The organism is Testudinibacter sp. P27/CKL/0425, assembly GCF_052931395.1.
This window is the reverse complement of record NZ_CM128801.1, coordinates 572,479-596,666: the sequence shown is the minus strand read 5'-3', so window position 1 is coordinate 596,666 and position 24,188 is coordinate 572,479. Positions and strand designations below refer to the sequence as shown.

Here is a 24,188-nt window from a genome sequence, read left to right as displayed (position 1 = left end):
TTAAGCATGAGTCCATTATTATCCAAATCCAAATCTGTCGATGACGGCTTTCGCCAACAAATCACCCCACAAAATGCCGGATGGGAATATGTCGGTTTTGAATTGCTGCATTTATCAGCCGGTAAAAATATTGAAATCAATACCGACAATACCGAAACCTGCTTTGTGGTGGTATCAGGCTATGCCTCATTTGCAGTCGATGCCAAAATTTTCGAACATCTCGGAAACCGCACTTCGCCGTTTGAACGTATTCCGCCATATTCACTGTATGTTCCGCACCAAAAACAAGTTTTGGTTATTGCCGAAACCGAGCTTGAACTGGCGATCTGCCGCGCACCGAGTAACGGCAATCTGCCAATCCGAGTGATCAAACCGGAAGATGTCGGCGTGGAAAAACGCGGTTATGGCAACAATAAACGCTTAGTGCATAATATTCTGCCGGAAACGGAAGCCGCCGACAGCTTATTGGTGGTGGAAGTGTTTACCGATGAAGGCAACACCAGCTCTTTCCCGAGCCACAAGCACGATCAAAAAGCATCTGAACATGAAACCTATTTGGAAGAGACTTACTATCACCGTTTCGACCCGCCACAAGGCTTCTGCCTGCAACGCGTTTATACCGACGACCGCACTTTGGATGAATGCATGGCAGTGTATGACGGCGATGTGGTCAAAGTACCGAAAGGCTATCACCCGGTCGCCACTATCGCAGGCTACAACAACTATTATCTGAATGTCATGGCAGGGCCGGTGCGCAAATGGCGTTTCACTTGGGAACAAGATCACCAGTGGATTAACAGCGAAGAATATGCGGCGAAATTTAAATAGTCATTTGAAATAAACAAATAAGCGGCTCATTACAGCCGCTTATTTTTTAACTTGGCTTCGAGTGTTATCCCTCATTACGCTTAAACGCCAAAGAAATTGCCAGCGTTTGTACCAGCGTCATAGTGGCGCACTGCGAGCGGAAGCCGCTGACTTGCGCTTCCTTAACGATAAAGGCTTCATCGCTGAAGCTGATTAACGGGCTGATTTGGCTGTCAGTAATCGCGATTTGTTTCACGCCATTTTTAGCTGCGGCGTTCATAATATTCAGCGTTTCTTTGGCATACGGCGAGAAGCTGATTGCCACCACCACATCTCCCGGCTTAATTAAATTCAGTTGCTCCTCGAACATTCCGCCCAAACCATCAATAATATACGAATGGCAATTAAGGTGATGCAGGGCATAATTCAAGTAGCTCGCCACACTGAACGAACGCTTCAAACCGATAATAAAAATATTATTGGCAGAATGCAGTATATCAACCGCTCTTTCTAATTGTTCACGGCTAATTTGTGCGCTCAATTGCAATAACGCTTGGTGGTTTGCCTGCGCAAATACGCTTAAAATCTCATTCGGCGCGCCCTGTGTCGCATTTTCCGGATCAATTTGATCGAATAGTAGCGCACGCTCGCTATAATTGACGGTTTCTTCCATCAAATTTTCGCGAAATATCTGTTTCATTTCATTAAATCCGCCATAACCGAACGCATTGGCGAAGCGAATTAAAGTGGAAGGCGGCACATCCGCCCGCTCGGCAATCACAGCGACAGTATCAAATACAATGCTATTCGGATTATCTAAAATATATTTCGCGACCTGCTTCAGCCGTTTGCTCAAATTATCATAACGCTCACGAATCTGGCTTTCCAACTGCTCCAGCTCAAGGGATTTATTCATATTTTATTCTTCTCAACCAATAAATTTTTAACTAGTATAAGCGCTTTTTTGTCTAATTATAAGTCATTAATTGGTTGTTATTTAACAAAATAGAAAATTTATTTCATAAAAATAACCGCCAGTGAAAATTCCACCAGCGGTTATTAAAAATACGGTTCGAGTGAACAGGTTAGTTCTTATAAGGCTTACGATAGCCGTTTTCGGTTAGCCAATCCAATAAAAACTCAGGCTCGTCGGTTTGGAAAATGGTTACGCCTTTGTTGACCCAGAAGCCAAACACTTCATTCGGCAATTTAGCATAGAATGCCATCTCATCGCCTCGGCCGCCGGAGCGCAATCCCGGTGTTGTACCCGGATCATACAAGGTGTTCACCCAATAGTGGGTGTTGTATTTTTTCGCTAGTTCACGGCTTTCATCGCTGAAGAAAATGCCGCCGTCTTGAGTGAGCGGTTGTCCCAGCTTATGCGCATTACGCAATTGCACCAGTTTCGGTTTGTATTCTTCCAACACGGTTTTGTACAGCTCAAAATCTACATGGCTGTCGTAGATGTTCGGCATCAGGTTCACACCGTACTGCGCCAAATCGGCATTGATTTTCTTCGCACTTTCACGCTGTTCAGGAGTGTTTTGGTTCACCGATGCCAGAATTTGTTTTTCGACACCGTGTTTTTGTGCCAAACGGAACATTTCAGGGAAGTGTTCGTAACCGATTTTATTGTCTAAATTGAGTAAGATTTTACCGTTGATTTCAACATACAGCTCTTCCAATGTCGGGATCTGTTCATCGGTGATGGTTTCTTGCCCTTGATTGACGATTTTCAATTTACACTGTTTCAGCTCTTGCAGAGTTTTCTCTTTTGCCAAGCCTGTGCAGGTGGTGGTGCGCTCTAGCTCTTCGTCATGCAGTACGATAAACACCCAGTCTTTTGACTGGCGAATATCTTGTTCCACGATTTCAATGCCCAATTCAATTGCTTTACGCACCGAAGACACCGAGGCTTCCGGATAGACGGTTTGCCCGTGTTTGTTCCATAAGCCACGGTGAGCGGCAACCATCACATGATCACGATGTTGATTGGCGTTGCTCAACCGTTCTAAAATCGCATCAACATGGTTCGGGGCGGCGGTTGCCGAAAGTGCGGTCAGGGATAATAAGAGCGCCAGTGCGCTGCTGATTTTGTGTTTCATCTAGATGTTTTCCTTGAGTGCAATTAAGACTATTTATGACGATAAATCAATACAAATAGAGCACGATTATAAGGCTGCCGTATGATAAAAAGATGACAGCAGCCGTTTATTTTAGCGGCTCGGCATGACCTCCGGCGGAATAATCGCGCCCCGATATTGAATCACCGTGCCAGCGAGGCGATGTCCTTGTTGTGCCGCTTGTTCGGCGGATTCACCGCTCAAGCGTGCTGCCAGATACCCGGCGCTGAAAGAATCGCCGGCGGCGGTGGTGTCGATCACCTTGTCGGCGGCGATACGGTTTGCAGCCACCTCTGTACGCTGTTCGCCTTGGGTGATGATGCAACTGTCTGCGCCACGTTTAATCACGATTTCCGCCACGCCATAGGTTTGGGTGCGTGCGATCACCGCTTCAACCGCGCTTTGATGCGCTGAATCGTCTGCCCAAAGTGCGGTTTCATCATCAAGCGTGAGGAAAGCAATATCGGTGAAAGACAAAATCCGCTGATACACCTCCCTTGCGCTGGCAATCGACTCCCACAGGCGTGGGCGGAAATTGTTGTCAAAAATCACTTTTCCACCTTGCCGTTTAAAATCGGCAAGCAGCTGATACAAGGTTTCACGGCTGGCGTGATCCAAAATCGCCACGCTGATGCCGCTGAGATACAGGTAATCAAAGCCAACCAGTTGCTGCACGATGGCGGCACTGTCAGCGGTTTTCAACAGATAACGGGCAGCGGCATCGTTGCGCCAGTAGTAAAAGCTGCGCTCGCCCTGTTCATCAGTTACGATCGAATACAGACCGGGTAATTTATCCGGCAGCTGCTGCACTAAATCGATGTTGATGCCCTCCTGCTGCCAGTGCGCCAGCATTTGCGCACTGAACGGATCTTGTCCAAGTGCGGTGACATAATAAATGGATACCGCACTTTGGGTTAATTGCCGAGCCAGATAGACCGCCGTATTTAAACTGTCGCCACCGAATCCCAACTGTGGCGGCTGCGTCCCTTTCAGTGCCAGCTCGACCATACATTCACCGATAATCGCTATTTTTTTCATGCGACACCCTTATTTAAAATAGTGTTTGGCATTGTTGAAACAGATGTCATTAACCATGCCGCCCAACAGCGTCAGATCATTCGGTGCTTCGCCTTTCTCAACCCATTGCCCCAACATTTCACACAGAATGCGGCGGAAATATTCATGGCGGGTGTAAGACAAGAAGCTACGGGAATCGGTCAACATACCGACAAACCGACTGAGCAGCCCTAATTGGGAAAGCTGTTGTAATTGGCGTTCCATGCCGTCTTTTTGATCGTTAAACCACCAGCCCGAACCGAACTGAATTTTGCCAGCAACGCCACCGCCTTGGAAATTGCCAATCATGCTGCCGATCATTTCGTTGTCTCTCGGGTTCAGGCAATAAATGATGGTTTTCGGCAGGCAGTCATGCTGATCCATGCTGTCAAGCAAGCGAGAAAGCGGTTCGGCAAACGTGCGGTCGGCGATGGAATCAAAACCGGCATCTGCACCCAGCAGCTTGAACATACGGCTGTTATTGTTGCGCAGCGCACCGATATGCAATTGCATTACCCAATTCAAACGGTGGTACTGTTCGCCCAGCCACACTAAGACGGCGGTGCTGAATTGTGCGATTTGCAACTCCGTCAACGGTTGGTTATCACGCCGCAAACGCAAAATATGATTCAATTCACTTTCCGCCGGAATCGGTGCGAAGCGCAGAATTTCAATCCCGTGATCGGCAGATTTACAGCCGTGCGCATCAAAGTGTGCCAAGCGTTTCAATAATGCCTGTTGTAAATCGGCAAAGCTGAGAATCTCTACATCGCTGACCGCACTAAGTTGTGCCAAATAGTCATTAAAGTGCGGTAGTTCGATTTTAAAGACTTTATCCGGTCGGAAGCTCGACACAACGTCAATATCAAAAGTGACATCATCGGTAATCTGTTGGTGGTATTCCAAGCTGTCAATCGGATCATCGGTCGTGCCGACCAGTTTCACGTTCATCTGCTGCATAATGCCACGTGCCGAAAAGCGGCTATCTTGCAGCATTTCGTTGCATTGTTGCCAGATTTTGTCGGCATTTTGCGGGTTAAGCAGGGTTTCACGAATGCCGAACGGACGACGCAGCTCCAAATGCGTCCAGTGATAAATCGGGTTGCCGATACACTGCGGCACGGTATTTGCCCATGCTTGATATTTTTCATAGTTGCTGGCATCACCGGTGATCAACCGCTCTTCGACACCGGCGGTACGCAATGCCCGCCATTTATAGTGATCGCCCTCCAGCCAAATTTCGGTTAAATCGTTAAAACGGCGGTTTTCAGCGATCTCTTTCGGGTTAAGATGGCAGTGGTAATCAAAAATTGGTTGCTGTGCCGCATAGTCGTGATACAAACGGCGTGCGGTTTCGGTTGATAACAAAAAATCTTCACACATAAACGCTTTCATGATGTTACTCCTGTGCTAACGCATCGGCGACCGCTTGACGCGCGCCATGATCTAACAAAGTTTGATAGGCCGTGCGGACGTGTTCAACAAACGTCGGGTTCGCCGCTAGCTCCGCAGGGAAGATGTTCTCCAGTTTCAATAATTCATCGACAACGGCAACATCTAAACCGCACTTGGCATAAATGGCAGCAAGCTGTTCCGCCATCGGATCTTTCACCTCAATCGGCTGTTGGTTCTCGTCAATGCCGCTGACATAACGCGCCCAACCGGCAACTGCCAACGCCAATAATCGGAACGAGCTATTGTTTTCCAGATGAAACGCTATCGACTCCAACAAGCGAGGCGGCAATTTTTGGCTGCCGTCCATTGCAATTTGCCAAGTGCGGTGTTTCAGGCTTGGGTTGGTAAAGCGGTCAATCAACAAATCGGCATAGTTCTGCAGATTAATGCCTTCTGGCATGGCGAGGGTGGTGGCTTGTTCTTGCAACATCAATTGATGCGCTGCAGCACGGTAATGCGGATCGGTCATGGTGTCAGAAATATGTTGATAGCCGCCCAGATACCCCAAATACGCCAAGAAAGAGTGGCTGCCGTTTAGCATACGCAGTTTCATCTGCTCAAACGGGCGCACATCGGCAACCAATTCTGCACCGACCAGCTCCCATTGCGGGCGACCAGCAACAAAGTTGTCTTCAATCACCCATTGTCTGAACGCTTCACAAGCAATGCCGCACGGATCGTCATAGCCTAAAACCTCGGCAATCTCCTGCAAGGTTTCTTCGGTTGCCGCCGGCACAATTCGATCAACCATAGTGCAAGGGAAAGTAACGTGTTGTTCAATCCACTGTGCCAGTGTTTCATCAATTTGGTATGCCAATTCTAAAACCGCACTTTTGGCAATATGCCCGTTTTCCATCACATTGTCGCAAGACATCACCGTAAACGGTGCAAGATTGCGGGCTTTGCGGCGGCGCAATGCTTCCACAATATATCCGATAGCGGAAGTCGGCTGTTGCGGATTAGCCAGATCCTGTTGAATCAACGGATTATTCAAATCCAGTTTGCCGGTTGCCAAATCGGTACAATAGCCTTTTTCGGTAACGGTCAGCGATACAATCGCAACTTGCGGCTCTGCCATTTTTTCCAACACCGCCTCGATGCCGTCCACTTTTGCGTGCAACGCTTCGCATACTGAATTGATGATTTTAGCGGTATTTTTGCCGTTGCCCTTTTCCAATACACAATATTGCAAATCCTGTTTTTTCAGCAATTCAATCAGCATTTCACCACCGATTAAATTGACTTCGGCATAACCCCAGTCACTGTCTGAAACCCGTGCCAGCTGATCAGCAAACAGTGCCTGATGCGCACGGTGGAAAGCGCCGAAACCGAGGTGAACGATTTTAGATTTTAGTTTTGCCTTACTATAGTTAACTGGTTGAATCTCATTCATATTACGTCCTTATTAATCCGATTTTACGAAAAGAGGATACTGCCCTTTCACAGTATCCTCTTCCTTTCGCTTTGCGATGATTTAGTTCGCCAGCGCATCAATTTTTTGGATATATTCACCGATAGCCGGATCATTTAAGGCTTTATCGTGCATACTCTTCACCGCATCAATAAATGGTTGTTTTTCAACTTCGATAAACTCTACACCCATTTTATCTTTCGCTTCTTGTGCGTTCTCCGCAATCATTTTCACCCATAAATCTTTGTGATACATCATGGAAGCGTCAGCGGCTTGTTTTAACGCAACTTGTTGTTCCGGCGTCAATTTAGCCCATGCTTTTTCACCGATGACCAATACATCCGGGATCATAGTATGTTCATCTTGACTGAAGTATTTGGAAACTTCGCCATGACGCGCCAAGGTTAAAGCCGTTGGATTATTCTCGGCACCATCAACCACTTTTTGTTGTAATGCGGTATATAATTCGCCGTAAGCCAGCGGTGTTGGTGAAGCGCCCATTAATTTAATCATCTCAACCGCACTTGGGCTCGGTTGAACACGAATTTTCATACCGACCAGATCTGCAGGTGAGCGAATCGGTTTGCTGGCATAGAAGCTGCGAGCACCGCCGTCGTAATACGTCAAGCCGATAAAACCCTTTCCTTGGGAAGCGGATAGAATTTTTTGTCCTACATCTTTATCGGATAAAACGCGATAGTAATGATCGGTATTGCGGAATAAATATGGCAAATTATATGCCCCATAAGAAGCCTCAAATGTTTCCAACTCACTGGCATTGGATTTTGCCATATCTAAAGAACCCGCCTGCAAGAGTTCCATTGATTCACGCTGAGTTCCCAATTGGCTGTTAGGATAAATACGAACAATAACCTCTCCGTCTGTCAGTTTTTTCACTTCATCCGCCATATATTGCATCGAGATATGAACCGGGTGAGTTTTATCATTATTGTGGCTTAATTTTAATGTTGTCTTTGCCGAGGCACTAAATGCAATGCCCGCGGATAAAAGCGTCGTTAAAGCACATGAAAGAATTGTTTTCTTAGTCAACATATACAGAGTCTCCGTTTTGGTTACTGCTTAAGGTTAGTTAAGTTGAAATTACCCACAAGCCTCACTTCCTCTTGGCGGTGGTTGACAAGAATCGTACAAGGTATTGATAAGATATCAAGCCAATATGACGATATTGGTGAGCCAGATCACAAAATAAATAATTATTAATTGCTATAAAATGGCTTTGATGTATATTTTGGCATACCAAAATACTCCAGCCTCACCATTTTTATTCAATATTAAGGAATATCATGGCTAAATTTATATCAACAATAGATAAAACATTATCCGCACTATGCGTTACGCTGAGTGTATTCTTAGTCGTCTGTGTTGTATGGCAAGTTTTTTCACGCTATGTGCTGAATCAACCAAGCACTTATACCGATGAAATTGCACGCTTTCTCTTTATCTGGGTCGGTCTCATCGGTGCGGCTTACGCATTGGGACAAAAAAAGCATCTTGCTATTGATTTGCTGCTGACAAAATTAGAATCGTCACCTAAAAAGCACAATCTTCTTAATTTACTAATCAACATTATTAGTCTGTTTTTTATTGTATTAATTATGTGCTATGGCGGCAGCAAACTAGTTCTTGACACTATGAACGCCGGGCAAATTTCTCCGGTACTTGGGATTCAAATGGGGTGGGTCTATTTTGCAATCCCACTGAGCGGCATCTTTATGTTGATTTATCTCATTAGAGATATTTCTAAAGAATTAAATAGTTAGTCATTTTTGACAAAAGGTAAGTAATATGGAATGGTCAACAGTTATCGTACTTTGTTCAACGTTCTTCTTTTTCCTCTTTATTGGCGTACCAATTTCCTTTGCCATCGGTCTTTCATCATTAATCACCATCATGCTTTCAATTCCATTTGATGCGGCGATTACGGTTATTTCACAAAAAATGGCTTCCGGATTAGACAGTTTTTCATTACTGGCAATTCCATTCTTTATTTTAGCCGGTAACATTATGAATCAAGGTGGAATAGCGCTTCGCCTGATTGAATTTGCAAAAGTGCTTGGAGGACGCTTGCCGGGCTCATTAGCACACGTGAACGTATTAGCCAATATGATGTTCGGTTCAATCTCCGGTTCTGCCGTAGCGTCTGCTGCTGCCGTAGGCGGAACAATGGCACCATTACAGAAAAAAGAGGGCTATGACCCCGCCTTTTCTGCCGCAGTAAATATCACTTCATCACCAACCGGGCTACTGATTCCGCCAAGCAATACGTTTATCGTTTACTCCTTAATTTCCGGTGGTACCTCTATCGGCGCACTGTTTTTAGCCGGTTATATCCCTGGCATCCTAATGGGATTGGCGCTAATGACCGTCATCTGTATCATTGCCAAAAAAAGAAATTATCCGATATCACCAAGACCAACAAAGTCAGAAGTCATTAAAAAAACATTAGACGCACTACCTAGTCTCGGACTCATTGTTGTCATCATGGGGGGGATTGTCGGCGGAATTTTCACCGCAACCGAAGCATCTGCCTTTGCCGTTGTGTACACCTTAATTTTGGCATCAGTTTTCTACCGTGAAGTTTCATTAAAGCAACTACCGAAAATTATTTTAGATTCTGTCGTTACAACATCTATCGTTTTACTACTAATCGGTACATCAATGGGGATGTCTTGGGCAATGGCAAATGCTGATATTCCTTATACCATTAGTGACGCACTGTTAACCGTTTCAGAAAATCCAATTGTTATTCTATTAATCATCAACGTTATTTTGTTAATTGTAGGTGTTTTCATGGATATGACACCGGCACTTCTTATTTTTACACCAATCTTTTTCCCAATTGTAACCGAACTAGGAATGGATCCCGTTCACTTTGGTGTTTTAATGGCATTTAACTTATCTATCGGGATTTGTACACCACCGGTAGGCAGTGCGTTATTTATCGGCTGCTCTGTCGGTGGCGTTAAAATTGATAAAGTGATCAAACCATTATTACCATTCTATGCCGTACTTATCGTGGCATTGATGTTAGTTACATTTATTCCGGAATTAAGCTTGGCGCTTCCTCGCTTTTTCCTCGGTTACTAATTGAATAGGATTGTAGAATGAAAACATTAAAAAATTGGAAACTGCTGAATAACCATAACAACCGGATTGATATACAGTGCGAATATAATTGGACGCTGCATCTTTTTGTATTAGAACAGGATCTATTCCGGGTCGCATTCAGCCAAAATGAAGCTTTTCGAGTGCCTCAAACATGGGCAATTACCCCAAACCAAGCAGATATTGCCTGGCAGGGGCGAGATCGTTGGTCTTTAGACGGCTTTTCTCTACCAACTTACAGTGTTACTGAAAATGAAAGTGATATCACAGTAGAAAGTAAAAAACTCAGGGTGATTATCCATCAACCGTTATGCTTGGAATGGCAATACAATGATGAGGGAGTCTGGAAAACATTTGTTTCCGATCGTAAAACCGGGGCTTACTTGTTTGGGATTTCAAATAATCAGCTATCACATTTTTTACAAAGAAATGTGTCTGAGCAATATTACGGCTTAGGGGAAAAAACAGGGAATTTAAATCGCCACGGTCGGCGCTTTGAAATGCGAAACCTTGATGCGATGGGATACAATGCGGAAACAACCGATCCGTTATATAAGCACATTCCTTTCTATATTTCCCACGCGGAAAATGTCAGCTATGGATTGTACTATGATAATTTAGCCTCTTGCTGGTTCAGATTAGGCAGCGAAATTGATAATTATCATACCTATTATCGTAGTTATCAGGTCGAGGACGGCGATCTGGATTACTACATGATTTTAGGTCCGAAGATCCTCGATGTAACGAAAAAATACACCGCACTCACCGGCGGAACCATTTTCGGACCAAAATGGAGCTTGGGTTATAGCGGTTCAACCATGCATTATACCGACGCACCAGATGCACAGGAGCAATTGAAAAAATTTGTTGATCTGTGTGCGGAACATTCGATTCCATGTGATTCATTCCAATTGTCATCAGGCTATACCTCGATTGGCGATAAACGTTATGTTTTCAATTGGAACTATGACAAAGTACCTCAACCTCAGAAAATGAGTGATTATTTCCACAATGCCGGTATGAAACTTGCCGCCAATATCAAACCTTGCTTACTGCATGATCACCCGAAATACAATGAAGTAGCAAAAGCCGGTTTATTTATCCAAGATTCCGAATCGAATAAACCGGAGATCTCCGTTTTCTGGGACGATGAAGGCTCCCATTTAGATTTCACCAATCCTGAAACAATTACTTGGTGGAAAAATAATGTCAAACAACAGCTGCTTGAATACGGCATTGACTCCACATGGAATGATAATAATGAATTTGAAGTTTGGGATAATAATGCTAAGTGCCACTATTTTGGTAAGGGATTACCAATTAAGCTGATTCGTCCTCTACAACCATTATTAATGATGAAAGCCTCTTATGAGGCGCAAATGGAATATGCGCCAAATATCCGCCCTTATTTGATTTCGCGCTCCGGCTCTCCCGGCATGAACCGCTATGTACAAACCTGGTCCGGCGACAACCGAACCAATTGGAATACGTTGCGTTACAATATCAAAATGGGCTTAGGTATGAGCTTATCAGGGCTTTATAACGTCGGACATGATGTCGGAGGATTTTCAGGCAATAAACCTGATCCGGAACTCTTTGTCCGCTGGGTACAAAACGGCGTTATGCACCCTCGTTTTACCATTCATTCTTGGAATGATGATAAAACGGTTAATGAACCGTGGATGTATCCTGAAGTCACACCGATTATTCGTGAGGCTATCAAATTACGTTATCAACTCATGCCGTATTTATATAATTTATTATGGAAAGCACACCATGAGCATGAGCCAATGCTTCGCCCGACTTTCCTCGATTATGAGTGGGATAAAAAAACCTTTGAAGAGTGTGATGATTATCTTTTAGGACGTGATTTACTCGTCGCCTCTGTCGTCGAACCGGGGCAAACCAAGCGTGAAGTCTATTTACCGGATAATCAGTCAGGCTGGTATGATTTTTATACGCATCAATGGTTTGCCGGAAAACAAACAATTACTGCCGATGCGCCAATTGAAAAAATACCGCTTTTCATTCGTGCAGGAAGCATCATTCCGCTATCAAGAAGTCACCTTAAAAATACACTGCATGATAATCAACGTGAATTGTTAATTATGCCGTTTTTAGATAAAGGTCATACTGATGTGAGCTTATTTGATGACGATGGCGTTAGCTTTGATTATCTCAACAATCGCTATTTTAGCCTAGATATAAAAATGAAATGTACGGAAAATAGTATAGAATTAATCGTCAATAAAAGCGGCGATTTTACGCCAGGCTATAGTGAAATATTATTAACCTTACCTGCTGGAGAAAAAAGAGAGTTAATAATCAATAATATACCTGGAAATAAAATCACTACTGCCGATATAAAAACTCATTAAAGGTATTTAGAGATGGATAATGAATTACGATCTTATAAAAAAATAGGGCTGCTACTAAAAGAAAGGCTAGCTAATGGTATTTATAACATTGGCGAACGACTTCCCACCGAGCGTGATTTTGCCGAAGAGTTTGGCGTCAGTCGTACTGTCATCAGAGAAGCGCTGATTATGCTTGAGCTGGAAAATCTTGTCGATATTCGAAAAGGTTCCGGCGTTTATGTTGCCACATTACCAATAGCAGCCAATGATGAAAAAGACGATATTTTTTCCGATATCGGGCCTTTTGAGCTATTACAAGCTCGCCAGCTATTAGAAAGTAGCATTGCCGAATTTGCGGCAATTCAAGCGACAAAAAAAGATATAGATCGATTGAAATCAATTCTAAGCCAAGAAAGAAAAAGCTTAGAACAGGGGGATGAAGATTATATTGCGGATGAAGATTTTCATTCGAGTATTGCTGAAATTACGCAAAATGAAGTCTTAATCAGAATGCAGAAAGATCTTTGGAAATATCGAACTGACAGCGAAATGTGGAAAGGGTTACATACACACATTCCAAACCAGAGTTATCGTTATTTATGGTTACAAGATCATGAAAATATTATTACCGCCATTCAACGTAAAGATCCCGCTTTAGCAAGAAAAGCAATGTGGCAGCACCTAGAAAATGTAAAACAAAAATTGTTTGAATTATCTGATGTTGAAGATCCTAATTTTGATGGTTACTTATTTAGTGTCAATCCGGTGATAGTCGGGATTTAGTTTATTTACAGGAGTAAAAAATGGAACAAACATGGCGTTGGTACGGACCGAATGATCCGGTCTCATTGAGTGATATTCGACAAGCCGGTGCAACCGGCATCGTAACCGCACTTCACCACATTCCAAACGGACAAGTGTGGAGTGTTGAAGAGATCGAAAAACGTAAGCAAGTCATTGAGCAAGCGGGATTGGTTTGGTCGGTGGTGGAAAGTGTGCCGGTGCATGAAGAGATCAAAACCCAAACCGGGCAATTCCAAACGTGGATTGAAAACTATCAACAAACGCTGCGTAATTTGGCAAAGTGCGGTATTGATACCGTTTGTTACAACTTTATGCCGGTGCTGGACTGGACCCGCACCGATTTGGCATACCAATTGCCTGACGGCTCAAAGGCATTACGCTTTGATCAAGATGCCTTTGCCGCCTTTGAGTTGTATATTTTAAAACGCCCGGGAGCAACCGACAACTACAGCGAAAGTGAACAGCAAACGGCTAAAGCCTATTTTGACAAGATGAGCGAGCAGGATATTCAACAGCTGACCAACAATATCATCGCAGGTTTACCGGGTGCGGAAGAGGGCTATACCCTTGCCGAATTCCAACAGCAGTTGGATCGCTATCAAGGCATCAGCAAAGAGCAGTTCCGTCAGCATTTGGCATTTTTCCTACAACAGATTATTCCGGTTGCTGAAAAAGTGGGGATTAACATGGCAATCCACCCTGACGATCCGCCACGCCCGATCTTAGGTTTGCCGCGCATTGTGTCCACCATTGAAGATATGCAATGGTTTGTGGAAACACAACCACTGGCGGCGAACGGCTTTACGATGTGTACCGGCTCTTACGGGGTGCGCTCGGATAATGATTTGGTCAGCATGACCGAAAAATTTGCCGACCGGATTTATTTTGCCCATTTACGTTCAACTTGTCGTGAAGATAATCCGTTGACGTTCCATGAAGCAGCGCATTTAGAAGGCGATGTGGATATGTTCAACGTGGTCAAAGCCTTATTGGCTGAAGAGTATAAACGCAAAGCGGCGGGCAATCTGCGCCTGATTCCGATGCGCCCTGATCACGGTCACCAAATGCTGGACGATCTGCGCAAGAAAACCAATCCGGGCTATTCTGCCATTGGGCGTTTAAAAGGATTGGCGGAGTTTCGTGGATTGGAGCTGGCATTGAAGAAAATTTATTTTAGTTAATCAAACAAAATGGGAGAGCCACTCTCCCATTACAATCGGCTAGCGATATGCAAACGTATTTCGGGCAAATTCTGATCTTTTTTGTCACCCTAATTGGGGCATCCGGATGGTTTTTCTCTAAGAATGCGATCATGGAAATGCCCTCGGTAGGGTTTATGGGCGCACGATTTTTAGTTGCCGCACTGATTTTTTTGCCCTTTGCTTATCGCCAGTTATATCATCTCAGTAAAGCGCATATTCTGCGTGCCGCTGCGGTGGGTGTCGCACTGGCTTTAAATTTATTTTTATGGGTGCAGGGTGTCACCTACAGCAATGATTTAGGCGAGGGTGCTTTTTTGGTCAGCCTTGCCATGCTGATTGCACCATTGGTGTCTTGGCTGCTTTTTAAGCATCGCCCGATGCCGGTATTTTGGCTATCGATGCCACTGGCTTTAGTCGGATTATATTGCTTGGCGATCGGTCGTTACGGTGAGCTTCGTTTTGCTGTCGGCAGTATTCTTTTTCTGCTCAGCTCACTTTCGGCGGCACTCTATTTTGTTTTAAATCACCAATATGCAAAAGATATCCCGCCGGTGCCATTAATCATGATCCAATTTGTGATCGTGGGTCTTTTGTGTAGTGGATATTCACTCGGATTTGAAACTTGGCAATCGAATATTTCAACAAAAACGTGGTTCTGGTTTACTGCCAGTGTATTAATTGCGAGCAATTTACGCTATTTTATACAGACACTCGGACAAAAACACTGCAATATCACCACCGCCGCCATTATTATGGTCTTGGAACCGGTTTGGACGCTGATGCTCAGTGTTTGGATTATGAATGAAACAATTACAGCACTAAAGTTAGTTGGCTGCGCGCTAATTTTATGTGCATTACTCGTTTATCGACTGCGAATGATAAAACACTAATCAATCGAAAAAGATAGACCGTTCAATTTAAACTTACATTCTCTGCAAAGAGATCACACTTAAATAGGAAACACAACTATGTCATGGAAATTACAACCAAGTGCGGTGTTTGCCGCCTCTCCTCTGGTACCGGTGATGGTGATTAAAAATTTGGACGATGCGGTGCCGATGGCGCAGGCATTGCTGGACGGGGGGATTAATGTGTTTGAGATCACCTTGCGAAGTGCGGTTGCGTTAGATGCGATTAAACTGATTCATGAAGCAATGCCGCAGGCGTTGGTCGGTGCCGGTACGGTGATTTCGGCGAAACAGTATGACGATGCTGTGGCAGCCGGGGCGAAATTTGTGATTTCTCCGGGAGTGAGCCTTTCCTTACTGAAACACGCCGCACAAGGCGACGCGCCGTTAATGCCGGGCACATCGACCCCGTCGGAAATGATGACCGCACTTGAGTTGGGTTACGACCACCTGAAATTCTTTCCGGCGGAAGCCAACGGCGGTGCGCCGGCACTGAAAGCCATTTCCGCGCCGTTGCCGCAATTGACTTTCTGCCCGACCGGCGGCATCAGTCCGAAAAATGTGGCTGATTATTTAGCACTGGATTGTGTGGCAACGGTCGGTGGTTCTTGGATTCTACCAAACGGTGCAATTGCTGCCGGAAACTGGCAGGAAGTGACGCGTTTGACCCAAGAAGCGGTGAGTTTTATCCGTAGTTTACGCGCATAACCGTTCACTTTTTCACCACAACTCACACAAAAGCAGGCGCCGTTGCCTGCCTTTTGTGCGTCCGACAGCACTAAAATCCCGCATAACCCTATGCGTTCCTGCCTATTTTGGGGTAAGATAGCGCATCTTATTCGCCGTTATTTTTTATAAGCAACACTCAGTTTGACCGTAAAACGATTACCACCATGTCTAATGTATTAACCCAAAAGCTGTCGGCTTATGCCCGTTTAATGCGCCTTGATCGCCCGATTGGCACCTTGCTGCTGTTGTGGCCGACCTTGTGGGCGCTATTTTTGGCGACTGACGGAGTACCGGACTACCGCACTTTGCTGATTTTTTTGTGTGGCGTGGTGTTAATGCGTGCTGCCGGCTGTGTGATCAACGACTATGCCGATCGCCATATCGACGGCAGCGTGAAGCGCACCGCCCATCGTCCGCTAGCGACCGGCGAGGTGAGCGAGAAAGAGGCAAAAAGGTTATTTCTCGGGCTGACCGCACTTTCATTTTTACTGGTGCTGAATCTGAATCTGTACGCGATTGTGCTGTCGTTTATCGCGGTGGCGTTGGCGTTTGTCTATCCGTTTATGAAACGCTACACCCACTTGCCACAATTTGTGCTCGGCGCGGCATTCGGTTGGTCGATCCCGATGGCGTATGGCGCGGTGAGCGAACAACTTCCGCTGATCTGCTGGCTGCTGTTTGCCGCCAATCTGTTGTGGACTGTCGCCTATGATACGCAATATGCGATGGTTGATCGCGATGACGATCTACGCATCGGGGTGAAATCAACCGCGATTCTGTTCGCGCAATATGACAACAAAATCATCGCCTTGCTGCAATTTGTCGCGCTGTTGCTGTTTATCAGCATCGGGCATCTGGCACAACTGCACCCGATCTACTATGCCGCCCTTGCCGTCACCGCACTTTGCTTTGTGTACCAATGCAAACTCACTCGCGAACGCACGCGTGAAGACTGCTTCAATGCCTTTTTGAATAACAACTACTTCGGCATGGGGATTTTTATCGCACTGTTGCTGGGGATTTTTTTATAGGTTCGACCAACTTTAGGAAAATTATCAGCTTTTTCTACCCGGCGGCATTCGGTTTTTACGGCTGTAACACGCTATATTTTTGACGGATAATGTCACGAAATGCGGGCTGGATCATCGCCCAATCGACAATGTCGACTTTCCACGGCAAATCCGAATTCGAAAAGGCGTCGATCAGATCGGCATACACCGCCGGCGATAATGGCGTTTGCGTGATCACAGCCAAATCCAAGTCGGAATAAGGCTTCGGATTGCCGTTCACTCTGGAGCCGAATGCCCATACCGGATATTGCGCCACATATTGCTGCAAAATATCCCGAACAATTTCCCGTTCATCCGGGCGCATAATCAACGATTCCGTCATGCCGACCGCACTTGCAGCGAATTGAGTAAGAATGCCGCTTCTTGTAAAAATGCCGGAATGCCTCCGACCACCCAAAGTGCGGTATTTTCATCATAAGTATGGCTGGTGCGGCTGCGTATTTCGCGATATTGCTTCCAGTTTCGCCAGTCTCCCTGTAACAGCCCTTGTTCGTTTGCCGTGCGAATCAAATCCTGAAAAGCCATACTGTCAAACTGCGCAGGGTTGGCGGAAGCCGCTTCCAAATAACGTTTTAACATTTTATGGCTGATTTCATAAGTAAATTCAAAACGTTGAATCAAACCGTCACGAATTTGACTGTCGCTGATGTCTTGCTGGTAGCGGATCAAGCCCTCGTCCAATCGAGCCACCGCATTGGTGAATGATGTCAAATCCAAACGCATGATTCTCTCCTTGAGCATATTTTCGGTATAGTTATGCGTGATTTATGTTCTTAGAGTAGTGTACGTCTTAATTGTATCAAGTGCCATCATTTTGCGACAACCGTCCGGCAATAAAAAACCCGCCACTAGGACGGGTTTTCGAGAATTATTCGATTAAAAATTCACGGCGCCTTTCAGTTTTTTCAGCGCGTTATTTTCTAACTGACGCACACGTTCGGCGGAGATGCTGTATTTGGTTGCCAAATCTTGCAGCGTCGCTTTGTCGTCGTCTAACCAACGGGAACGGATAATATCCAAACTGCGCTCGTCCAAGCCGGCTAACGCTTCGTTCAACTGTTCGGTGGCTTGAGTGTCGTAGTTTTCATCTTCCAGTTCGGCGGCAAAATCCGAGCTTTTGTCTTCCAGATACAACGCCGGGCTGTAACTTTCCTCAGCATCGTCAGTCGGCAGATCGAACGCCATGTCTTGTCCGGTCATGCGTGATTCCATCTCTTTCACGTCCTCAACCGACACGCCCAGTTCATTGGCGACCATTGCCACTTCATTTTCGTTGAACCAACCGAAACGCTGTTTGGTTTTGCGCAAGTTGAAGAACAATTTGCGCTGCGCTTTAGTGGTGGCGACTTTCACAATCCGCCAGTTGCGCAGCACATATTCGTGAATTTCAGCTTTCACCCAGTGCACGGCAAACGAAACCAGGCGCACGCCCACTTCCGGATTGAAACGGCGCACCGCTTTCATCAAGCCGATGTTGCCTTCCTGAATCAAATCCGCTTGCGGCAAGCCATAGCCGGAATAGCCACGCGCAACATGGATCACAAAACGCAGGTGCGACAGAATTAACTCTTTCGCCGCCTCCAGATCCTGTTGGTAATACAAACGCTCCGCTAACTCCTTCTCTTCCTCAGCAGTCAGCATCGGGTATTGATTCGCCGCTCGGATATAGCCTTCCAAGCTGCCTTGAGGAACAAGCATCATTTGCATATCTTTAGTCATCGCATTCCTTCTTTGTTCTAGTTAAAACCGCTAACTTGCCTTGATTTGTGCGGTGAGTTGCTAGTTATAGCATAAATCGTGCCGAGTGCAAAATTTCAACCCGTTTTAGCCTCACGCAAGTTAGTTTGGTACGCAAAATTAGACGTCACTTTTGTTGAAAAGTTCAAAAAATATTGTATTTCTGCGGTTGCTTTCAGCCCATTTCGGTTCTTAGCCAGCGTAAAAATGTACGCTTGACATCGCTTGCGTCAAACGGGGTTTGCGACAGCAGATAATACGCCGATCCGTCGGCGACAAAGCCGTAAGGCACAAGCAGAATGCCCTGCGCCACCTCGTCTTGCACCATAAAACGCGAACCAATCGCTGCACCCATGCCGGCAATTGCGGCTTGTAGCGATAAGTAAAAATGTTCAAAAAATACATCGCCTTGATACTGCGGATAGGTCTCGCCGGTCAGCTGCTGCCAGTTTTGCCATGCTTGCGGACGAGTGTGGGTGTGCAGCCGATTGGTGTGATTCAGTTGCGGGCTGTGCAGCAAGCCAATCTGCTCATCGACAATTTTTTCAGCATACAACTGTTTCGACCACTGAAAATCATTGCGCCGAATCGCAATGTCGATCCCCTGGCGGGTAAAATCCACCTCGCCACCGGCAGCAAGAATCACCGGCTGAATACCGCTTTGTTGCTGAAAAGCCGAAATTCTCGGAATTAACCATTTCATCGCCAATGTCGGTTCGCAAGAAACCACCAAATCCCGCTGCTGTCGGGCTTGAATTTTTCGTACCGCACTTTGCAGTTCGCCGAACAGCAATTGGCAGCTTTGATACAGAATTTCGCCGTTTGGCGACAACACCAGATTGCGGCCCTGTTTCAGCCACAACGGCGTGCCCAGATAGCTTTCCAGCAGCTTCAACTGCTTGCTGACCACACCGTGGGTGACGTTTAACTGTACCGCAGCCGCACTTAAGCTGCCGTACTCGGCGACGAAGTAAAAAAAGCTTAGTGCCTTGAGCGGCAGGTTCTTGATCTGTTCCAAAATCTCACACTTAGGTTAAAATATTTCGATTTTCTTTTGCTTGAAACTACGGCAAAATTTTTGTAAATCATAACATAATTTATCGGATATTTTCTCAAGTATGATGAACGAACTTCTCGCGGTGATGACAATTACCATTTTAGCAGTGATCAGCCCCGGCGGCGATTTTGCCATGACCACTCGCAATAGTTATTTATACGGCAAACGTGCGGTGTTGAGCGATCAACAGGCGTTTAAACAGGGCTTCATCACCAATGCGCTGAATCCGAAAACCACGCTGTTTGTGCTCAGCACTTTCACCCAAATCGTTAATCCCGACACGCCGTTGTGGCTGCAAATCGGTTACAGTGCGTTTATGTCGCTTGCGCACCTCATCTGGTTCGGTTTGGTGGCGATCATGCTGTCCACGCCGCGTATCCGCAATCACTTATTAAGCAAACAAGTGTATGTTAATCGAATTATCGGCGTGATTTTATCGGTGCTCGGCGCGATGTTGCTGTTCTCATCTGCTACAACATAAGCGTTTGGAGTGAGGGCGGCACTGCCGCCCTGTCAGTTGATATTATTTCGCCGTAAGCTGCTTAATCCAGTCGAATAATTCCGGCAGATCATAATCGCCGCTGTGCGGGCGATCCCACGGTAGCGCAAAATCAACCTGATAGCCGTGATTTTGCAGTGCAGTCGCCAGCACAATCGGAATCGCCAGCGAAGTGTCGCGATCTTTAGTGCCATGGCGAATCCGCCAGTGCGGTGCCGCGCCCGCTTTGTTGTCGAGATAATTCATCGGATTCATCAATTTAATCAGCTGTGAATCCGCCATGCTTCCCGCTTTGGTGCTGTGTTGCAGTGCGTAGGCAGTGGAATGTTGCGCATCAATTTTTTCCGTGCCGAACAGTTGGTTCTCGCCGCTGCTTAAATCCAATGCGCCAAACGCCGGCGGCGTTTTCATTCGTCCGAGATATGCCAAGTAACCGTCAAAATCTAAATCGACCGCCTTACCTGAGCGGATCGTCAACCACGAATGAGCGGACAAATCACTGCCACTGTCCAATGCCCGCTGCGCCGAGGCTAAAACATAATCTTTTACCCATTGCTTAAAGCTGCCGTTGCCGTCTTTATCCAGCGATAACACCGCGCCGTCCGAGTCACGCAACTGCAGTTGATTGAGATAATCGGTAAAGAGCGGTTTTAATTGGTTGGAAACGGTGATTTGTTCGCTGTCCAATGTTCCCGGCACTTCGGTGCGCTTGACGTTGTAATCCAGCATACTGATTTAAATCTGTTTGTAATCATTAATGCCGTTAAATTGCCATTCGTACGCCGCATCGGCGTGTTCTAAATTGATGATCGGGCAATAGGCGGACACCGCAAAAATATGATCAGAAACGGGTGCAGCACCAAGTGCGGTCAGATACGGCTGATAATCCGCGCTGTCGCCGCTCGCCCCCAACAGGGCGGACACCGCACCACCAGCGCTGGTGCCGTTGGAGATAATTTTTTCCGCATCGCCCGGCATCCGTTGATCGTTATAGCGCAAATAGCGCACCGCCGCTTTCAAATCGACAATCACCGACGGCGCTTTGCCGGTGTAAATGCCGTTCTCATTTTGTGTGGTGCGCCCTCGTGCACCCGGCGAGGCGACCACCAACCCTTGCTGTAATGCGGAGGCAATCGTGGCGGCACTGCGTTCGCCCCGCTTGTCACTCGCTAACGCTACGCCCGGTTTCGCCGGCATATAGCCGCCGACTTGATTCGGAAAGAAAATCGGCGCATTGTCCGCCTGGTAGCCGTTAATGCTTTTGCCTTCGAAATAGGCTTGTGGAATATAAATATTGATAATCTGATATTCGGTATCGACCGGATTTTTGACATATACCAGATTTTCATACGCCCGCACATCAAACGCCTGTCCGTCGATATGCAAGGTTTGTAATTGGTAATTTTCGGGATTAAACGTCAAATCGTGGCTGTCTGCCGCAGCGACCGCCAGTGAAGTTAAGCTCCCGCCGGCGGCAAGTGCGGTTGCAAGCAGTGTTTTTAACATAATATTGCCCTTTTGGTCAGGTAGAAAGAAAAACGCTGCGCTAACACTAGCACTGAAATATTAATAAAACCTTAATCGGCTAAAAATTGATAAATTTTATCTAACACAATCTGGCGAATATCGTCACGTTCAAACAGCAATTCGTGTTTGGCGTTGCGGATAATTTCATGCTGTAAATCGGCAAAGCGGGCGGCGTAGTTTTCAATTTGTGCGTTGGAAACAATCAGCTCTTTTTCCGCTTGTAGCAACATCACCGGAATGCGGATTTTAGCAATCGCGCGCGGCAGTTTGCCGAATTGGTTGAGGCATTGATTCGCCCAGCGGAAGGTCGGACCACCCAAATGCAGTTCGGGAAAACGGCGGTTAATCCGGTTGGTCCACATCATGCGGCTTTTGCAGAAGCTCAATTCGTTGTTTTCAGGGTTAATCGGTTGGTAGGCGGTTCTGCCGAAAATATAACGCTGATCCTGCCCCAGCAGCACCATTAAATGCACAATCAGCGGATCGAGCAGCGGGCGTTTCAGCGGCAAAGCAAACAACGGCGCGTTCAGCACTAGTTTGTCGATGTTATGTGGGTATTTCGCCAGATACAGTGTGGCAATCAGCCCGCCCATCGAATGCGCCAACATCACCTGCTGTTGATACGCATGGAGATGGTTGACGCTGTGCAGCACCACATCCAAATCGTCGAGATAATAATCGAAACGGTCGATATAACCTTTGTCGGGATCGGGCAGCAAACGCTGCGAATAGCCCTGCCCGCGGTGATCGAATGTCAGTACATCATAGCCTTGCTGATAAAAATCATAGGCGATTTCGGTCCATTTCAACAGATTTTCCGCGCGTCCACTGACCAGAATCATCAGTTTCCGCACCTGAATTTCGTCCGACGAGGGGTGTTCAAAGAAACGATAGGCAATTCGGCAGCCGCGCTGCCCGCTCACATATTGCAGCGGAAACTGTTCGGCAAACGGTTTTAAAGTTCTTAAGGCAAACTGCCCGAAGTGCGGTTCTCGTTGCATAGTTTGCTCCGTTATTTATGCGGTAAAAGTAGGGCGGATTATATCCGCCCGAACCGCACTTTGCACTTTTATTGATTGACTAAATGCTTATATCGTAACGGGCGGATAGAGAATCCGCCCGCGTGCTATTGTTATTATTGCTGAAATTATGCCACCAGCTGACGCAGAATGCGGCGCAACGGCTCTGCCGCACCCCATAACAGCTGATCGCCGACGGTGAATGCTGCCAGATATTCAGGGCCTAAGTTCAGTTTGCGCAAGCGTCCGACCGGTACGCTCAAGGTGCCGGTGACTTTGGTCGGCGTCAATTCACGCAAAGTGGCTTCTTTCTCGTTCGGGATCACTTTCACCCATTCGTTGTGCGAAGCCAGTAGCTGCTCGATTTCCGCCAGCGGTAGATCTTTTTTCAATTTGATAGTGAATGCTTGGCTGTGGCAACGCAGCGCACCGATACGCACGCACAAGCCGTCGATTGGAATCGGGCTGTCGGATAAGCCTAAAATTTTGTTGGTTTCGGCATAGCCTTTCCACTCTTCTTTGGTTTGTCCGCTGTCGAGCAGTTTGTCAATCCACGGAATCAAGCTGCCAGCCAGTGGCGCACCGAAGTTTTCAATCGGCAAATCGCCGCGCATTTTGTCGGTGACCGCTCTTTCGATTTCCAGAATTGAAGATGCCGGATTATCCAGTTCGGTTTGCACCACATCGCGCAATTGTCCCATTTGCACCAGCAGTTCGTGCATATTTTTCGCGCCCGCGCCGCTTGCCGCTTGGTAAGTGGCGACCGAAACCCACTCGACTAAATCTTTTTCAAACAGACCGCCTAATGCCATTAACATTAAGCTGACGGTGCAGTTGCCGCCGACATAGGTTTTCACGCCTTTCGCCAAGCCGTCACGGATAACGTGTTGGTTCACCGGATCAAGCACGATAATCGCGTCTTTTTCCATGCGCAGGGTAGAAGCGGCGTCAATCCAGTAGCCTTCCCAACCGGCGGCACGCAGTTTCGGATAGACTTCGGTGGTGTAATCGCCGCCTTGGCAAGTGACGATAATATCTAGTGCTTTCAACGCGTCCAGATCATAAGCGTCTTGCAGCACACCGCTGTCTTTGCCGCCGAAAGTCGGCGCTTTTTGCCCGGCTTGTGAGGTGGTGAAAAACACCGGATTAATCTGTGCGAAATCCTGCTCTTGCTGCATACGATCCATTAATACGGAACCGACCATTCCGCGCCAACCGATAAAACCTACGTTTTGCATAGTGTGTCCTTATTTTTGACTGAGTTTTTGATGTTGTGTAATTAAGATTATTAAATTTATAGT

22 protein-coding genes and 1 pseudogene are annotated in these 24,188 nt (G+C 46.3%); 10 read left to right on the top strand and 13 right to left on the bottom strand.

Features of this window, described 5'->3' with window-relative positions:
• The first annotated feature begins 6 nt into the window (after positions 1-6).
• Positions 7-828 carry a 5-deoxy-glucuronate isomerase gene (gene iolB / locus ACUHGC_RS03020; RefSeq protein WP_446834200.1) on the top strand — a complete coding sequence of 274 codons (822 nt, stop codon included), beginning with the start codon at positions 7-9 and terminating at the stop codon, positions 826-828.
• 64 nt (positions 829-892) lie between these two features.
• Here iolB and ACUHGC_RS03015 read toward each other — a convergent pair whose 3' ends face one another.
• The 6 genes from ACUHGC_RS03015 to ACUHGC_RS02990 all read right to left on the bottom strand — a co-directional run bounded on the left by ACUHGC_RS03015 (position 893) and on the right by ACUHGC_RS02990 (position 7,905).
• The gene (locus tag ACUHGC_RS03015; protein ID WP_446834199.1) at positions 893-1,723 is read right to left on the bottom strand and encodes a MurR/RpiR family transcriptional regulator; all 831 of its coding nucleotides are present in this window, start codon (positions 1,721-1,723) and stop codon (positions 893-895) included.
• A gap of 169 nt (positions 1,724-1,892) precedes the next feature.
• A complete protein-coding gene (locus ACUHGC_RS03010; RefSeq protein WP_446834198.1) occupies positions 1,893-2,912 on the bottom strand; it encodes a glycerophosphodiester phosphodiesterase family protein in 1,020 nt (339 codons plus the stop codon).
• Positions 2,913-3,023: 111 nt separating this feature from the next.
• Complete coding sequence (gene kdgK, locus ACUHGC_RS03005) at positions 3,024-3,968, bottom strand: 2-dehydro-3-deoxygluconokinase (RefSeq protein ID WP_446834197.1); 945 nt, start codon at positions 3,966-3,968, stop codon at positions 3,024-3,026.
• A 9-nt stretch (positions 3,969-3,977) separates the two neighbouring features.
• Positions 3,978-5,381: a glucuronate isomerase gene (uxaC, locus tag ACUHGC_RS03000; protein ID WP_446834196.1), complete on the bottom strand. Its 1,404-nt coding sequence runs from the start codon at positions 5,379-5,381 to the stop codon at positions 3,978-3,980.
• A gap of 4 nt (positions 5,382-5,385) precedes the next feature.
• Positions 5,386-6,834, bottom strand: a complete 1,449-nt coding sequence (locus ACUHGC_RS02995; RefSeq protein WP_446834195.1) for a mannitol dehydrogenase family protein — start codon at positions 6,832-6,834, stop codon at positions 5,386-5,388.
• Between the two features lie 81 nt (positions 6,835-6,915).
• Complete coding sequence (locus ACUHGC_RS02990; protein WP_446834194.1) at positions 6,916-7,905, bottom strand: TRAP transporter substrate-binding protein; 990 nt, start codon at positions 7,903-7,905, stop codon at positions 6,916-6,918.
• Positions 7,906-8,156: 251 nt separating this feature from the next.
• Here ACUHGC_RS02990 and ACUHGC_RS02985 point away from each other — a divergent pair, with 251 nt between their 5' ends.
• The 8 genes from ACUHGC_RS02985 (at position 8,157) to ubiA (ending at position 17,009) form a co-directional block, all read left to right on the top strand.
• Positions 8,157-8,633, top strand: coding sequence for a TRAP transporter small permease (locus tag ACUHGC_RS02985; protein ID WP_446834193.1), 477 nt, complete (start codon positions 8,157-8,159; stop codon positions 8,631-8,633).
• 25 nt (positions 8,634-8,658) lie between these two features.
• Complete coding sequence (locus ACUHGC_RS02980) at positions 8,659-9,960, top strand: TRAP transporter large permease (RefSeq protein ID WP_446834192.1); 1,302 nt, start codon at positions 8,659-8,661, stop codon at positions 9,958-9,960.
• Positions 9,961-9,977: 17 nt separating this feature from the next.
• Complete coding sequence (locus ACUHGC_RS02975) at positions 9,978-12,356, top strand: TIM-barrel domain-containing protein (protein WP_446834191.1); 2,379 nt, start codon at positions 9,978-9,980, stop codon at positions 12,354-12,356.
• A 12-nt stretch (positions 12,357-12,368) separates the two neighbouring features.
• Complete coding sequence (locus ACUHGC_RS02970; RefSeq protein ID WP_446834190.1) at positions 12,369-13,118, top strand: FCD domain-containing protein; 750 nt, start codon at positions 12,369-12,371, stop codon at positions 13,116-13,118.
• Between the two features lie 20 nt (positions 13,119-13,138).
• Positions 13,139-14,320, top strand: a complete 1,182-nt coding sequence (uxuA, locus tag ACUHGC_RS02965) for a mannonate dehydratase (RefSeq protein WP_446834189.1) — start codon at positions 13,139-13,141, stop codon at positions 14,318-14,320.
• Between the two features lie 47 nt (positions 14,321-14,367).
• Positions 14,368-15,231 carry a DMT family transporter gene (locus ACUHGC_RS02960; RefSeq protein WP_446834188.1) on the top strand — a complete coding sequence of 288 codons (864 nt, stop codon included), beginning with the start codon at positions 14,368-14,370 and terminating at the stop codon, positions 15,229-15,231.
• A gap of 78 nt (positions 15,232-15,309) precedes the next feature.
• On the top strand, positions 15,310-15,957 hold the full coding sequence (locus tag ACUHGC_RS02955) for a bifunctional 4-hydroxy-2-oxoglutarate aldolase/2-dehydro-3-deoxy-phosphogluconate aldolase (protein ID WP_446834187.1): 648 nt from the start codon (positions 15,310-15,312) through the stop codon (positions 15,955-15,957).
• Between the two features lie 185 nt (positions 15,958-16,142).
• Entirely contained in the window at positions 16,143-17,009 is an 867-nt protein-coding gene (gene ubiA, locus ACUHGC_RS02950; protein WP_446834186.1) for a 4-hydroxybenzoate octaprenyltransferase, read from the top strand.
• 55 nt (positions 17,010-17,064) lie between these two features.
• Here ubiA and ACUHGC_RS02945 read toward each other — a convergent pair whose 3' ends face one another.
• The 4 genes from ACUHGC_RS02945 to ACUHGC_RS02930 all read right to left on the bottom strand — a co-directional run bounded on the left by ACUHGC_RS02945 (position 17,065) and on the right by ACUHGC_RS02930 (position 19,803).
• Complete coding sequence (locus tag ACUHGC_RS02945; protein ID WP_446834185.1) at positions 17,065-17,370, bottom strand: nucleotidyltransferase family protein; 306 nt, start codon at positions 17,368-17,370, stop codon at positions 17,065-17,067.
• Positions 17,367-17,774 (bottom strand): nucleotidyltransferase substrate binding protein, encoded by a 408-nt coding sequence (locus ACUHGC_RS02940; protein WP_446834824.1) that lies wholly within the window; start codon positions 17,772-17,774, stop codon positions 17,367-17,369. The genes ACUHGC_RS02945 and ACUHGC_RS02940 overlap by 4 nt, the downstream gene beginning before the upstream one ends.
• Before the next feature lie 150 nt (positions 17,775-17,924).
• Positions 17,925-18,767, bottom strand: coding sequence for an RNA polymerase sigma factor RpoH (rpoH, locus tag ACUHGC_RS02935; protein ID WP_446834184.1), 843 nt, complete (start codon positions 18,765-18,767; stop codon positions 17,925-17,927).
• Positions 18,768-18,960: 193 nt separating this feature from the next.
• The gene (locus tag ACUHGC_RS02930; RefSeq protein ID WP_446834183.1) at positions 18,961-19,803 is read right to left on the bottom strand and encodes a LysR substrate-binding domain-containing protein; all 843 of its coding nucleotides are present in this window, start codon (positions 19,801-19,803) and stop codon (positions 18,961-18,963) included.
• A 100-nt stretch (positions 19,804-19,903) separates the two neighbouring features.
• Here ACUHGC_RS02930 and ACUHGC_RS02925 point away from each other — a divergent pair, with 100 nt between their 5' ends.
• Positions 19,904-20,323 carry a LysE family translocator gene (locus ACUHGC_RS02925; protein WP_446834182.1) on the top strand — a complete coding sequence of 140 codons (420 nt, stop codon included), beginning with the start codon at positions 19,904-19,906 and terminating at the stop codon, positions 20,321-20,323.
• Between the two features lie 42 nt (positions 20,324-20,365).
• On the opposite strand, the pseudogene ACUHGC_RS02920 reads toward ACUHGC_RS02925, so the two are convergent.
• The 3 genes and pseudogenes from ACUHGC_RS02920 to asd all read right to left on the bottom strand — a co-directional run bounded on the left by ACUHGC_RS02920 (position 20,366) and on the right by asd (position 24,125).
• Positions 20,366-21,847 (bottom strand): annotated as a pseudogene (locus ACUHGC_RS02920) (subtype B tannase).
• Positions 21,848-21,918: 71 nt separating this feature from the next.
• Positions 21,919-22,869, bottom strand: a complete 951-nt coding sequence (locus ACUHGC_RS02915) for an alpha/beta fold hydrolase (protein WP_446834181.1) — start codon at positions 22,867-22,869, stop codon at positions 21,919-21,921.
• Positions 22,870-23,015: 146 nt separating this feature from the next.
• Entirely contained in the window at positions 23,016-24,125 is a 1,110-nt protein-coding gene (gene asd / locus ACUHGC_RS02910) for an aspartate-semialdehyde dehydrogenase (protein ID WP_446834180.1), read from the bottom strand.
• Between the last annotated feature and the right edge of the window lie 63 nt (positions 24,126-24,188).

Bases quoted from the DNA above. Each gene is read 5' to 3' on its own strand.
- iolB (WP_446834200.1), top strand. From the start codon at position 7: ATGAGTCCATTATTATCCAAATCCAAATCTGTCGATGACGGCTTTCGC.
- ACUHGC_RS03015 (WP_446834199.1), bottom strand. From the start codon at position 1,723: ATGAATAAATCCCTTGAGCTGGAGCAGTTGGAAAGCCAGATTCGTGAG.
- ACUHGC_RS03010 (WP_446834198.1), bottom strand. From the start codon at position 2,912: ATGAAACACAAAATCAGCAGCGCACTGGCGCTCTTATTATCCCTGACC.
- kdgK (WP_446834197.1), bottom strand. From the start codon at position 3,968: ATGAAAAAAATAGCGATTATCGGTGAATGTATGGTCGAGCTGGCACTG.
- uxaC (WP_446834196.1), bottom strand. From the start codon at position 5,381: ATGAAAGCGTTTATGTGTGAAGATTTTTTGTTATCAACCGAAACCGCA.
- ACUHGC_RS02995 (WP_446834195.1), bottom strand. From the start codon at position 6,834: ATGAATGAGATTCAACCAGTTAACTATAGTAAGGCAAAACTAAAATCT.
- ACUHGC_RS02990 (WP_446834194.1), bottom strand. From the start codon at position 7,905: ATGTTGACTAAGAAAACAATTCTTTCATGTGCTTTAACGACGCTTTTA.
- ACUHGC_RS02985 (WP_446834193.1), top strand. From the start codon at position 8,157: ATGGCTAAATTTATATCAACAATAGATAAAACATTATCCGCACTATGC.
- ACUHGC_RS02980 (WP_446834192.1), top strand. From the start codon at position 8,659: ATGGAATGGTCAACAGTTATCGTACTTTGTTCAACGTTCTTCTTTTTC.
- ACUHGC_RS02975 (WP_446834191.1), top strand. From the start codon at position 9,978: ATGAAAACATTAAAAAATTGGAAACTGCTGAATAACCATAACAACCGG.
- ACUHGC_RS02970 (WP_446834190.1), top strand. From the start codon at position 12,369: ATGGATAATGAATTACGATCTTATAAAAAAATAGGGCTGCTACTAAAA.
- uxuA (WP_446834189.1), top strand. From the start codon at position 13,139: ATGGAACAAACATGGCGTTGGTACGGACCGAATGATCCGGTCTCATTG.
- ACUHGC_RS02960 (WP_446834188.1), top strand. From the start codon at position 14,368: ATGCAAACGTATTTCGGGCAAATTCTGATCTTTTTTGTCACCCTAATT.
- ACUHGC_RS02955 (WP_446834187.1), top strand. From the start codon at position 15,310: ATGTCATGGAAATTACAACCAAGTGCGGTGTTTGCCGCCTCTCCTCTG.
- ubiA (WP_446834186.1), top strand. From the start codon at position 16,143: ATGTCTAATGTATTAACCCAAAAGCTGTCGGCTTATGCCCGTTTAATG.
- ACUHGC_RS02945 (WP_446834185.1), bottom strand. From the start codon at position 17,370: ATGACGGAATCGTTGATTATGCGCCCGGATGAACGGGAAATTGTTCGG.
- rpoH (WP_446834184.1), bottom strand. From the start codon at position 18,767: ATGACTAAAGATATGCAAATGATGCTTGTTCCTCAAGGCAGCTTGGAA.
- ACUHGC_RS02925 (WP_446834182.1), top strand. From the start codon at position 19,904: ATGATGAACGAACTTCTCGCGGTGATGACAATTACCATTTTAGCAGTG.
- ACUHGC_RS02915 (WP_446834181.1), bottom strand. From the start codon at position 22,869: ATGCAACGAGAACCGCACTTCGGGCAGTTTGCCTTAAGAACTTTAAAA.
- asd (WP_446834180.1), bottom strand. From the start codon at position 24,125: ATGCAAAACGTAGGTTTTATCGGTTGGCGCGGAATGGTCGGTTCCGTA.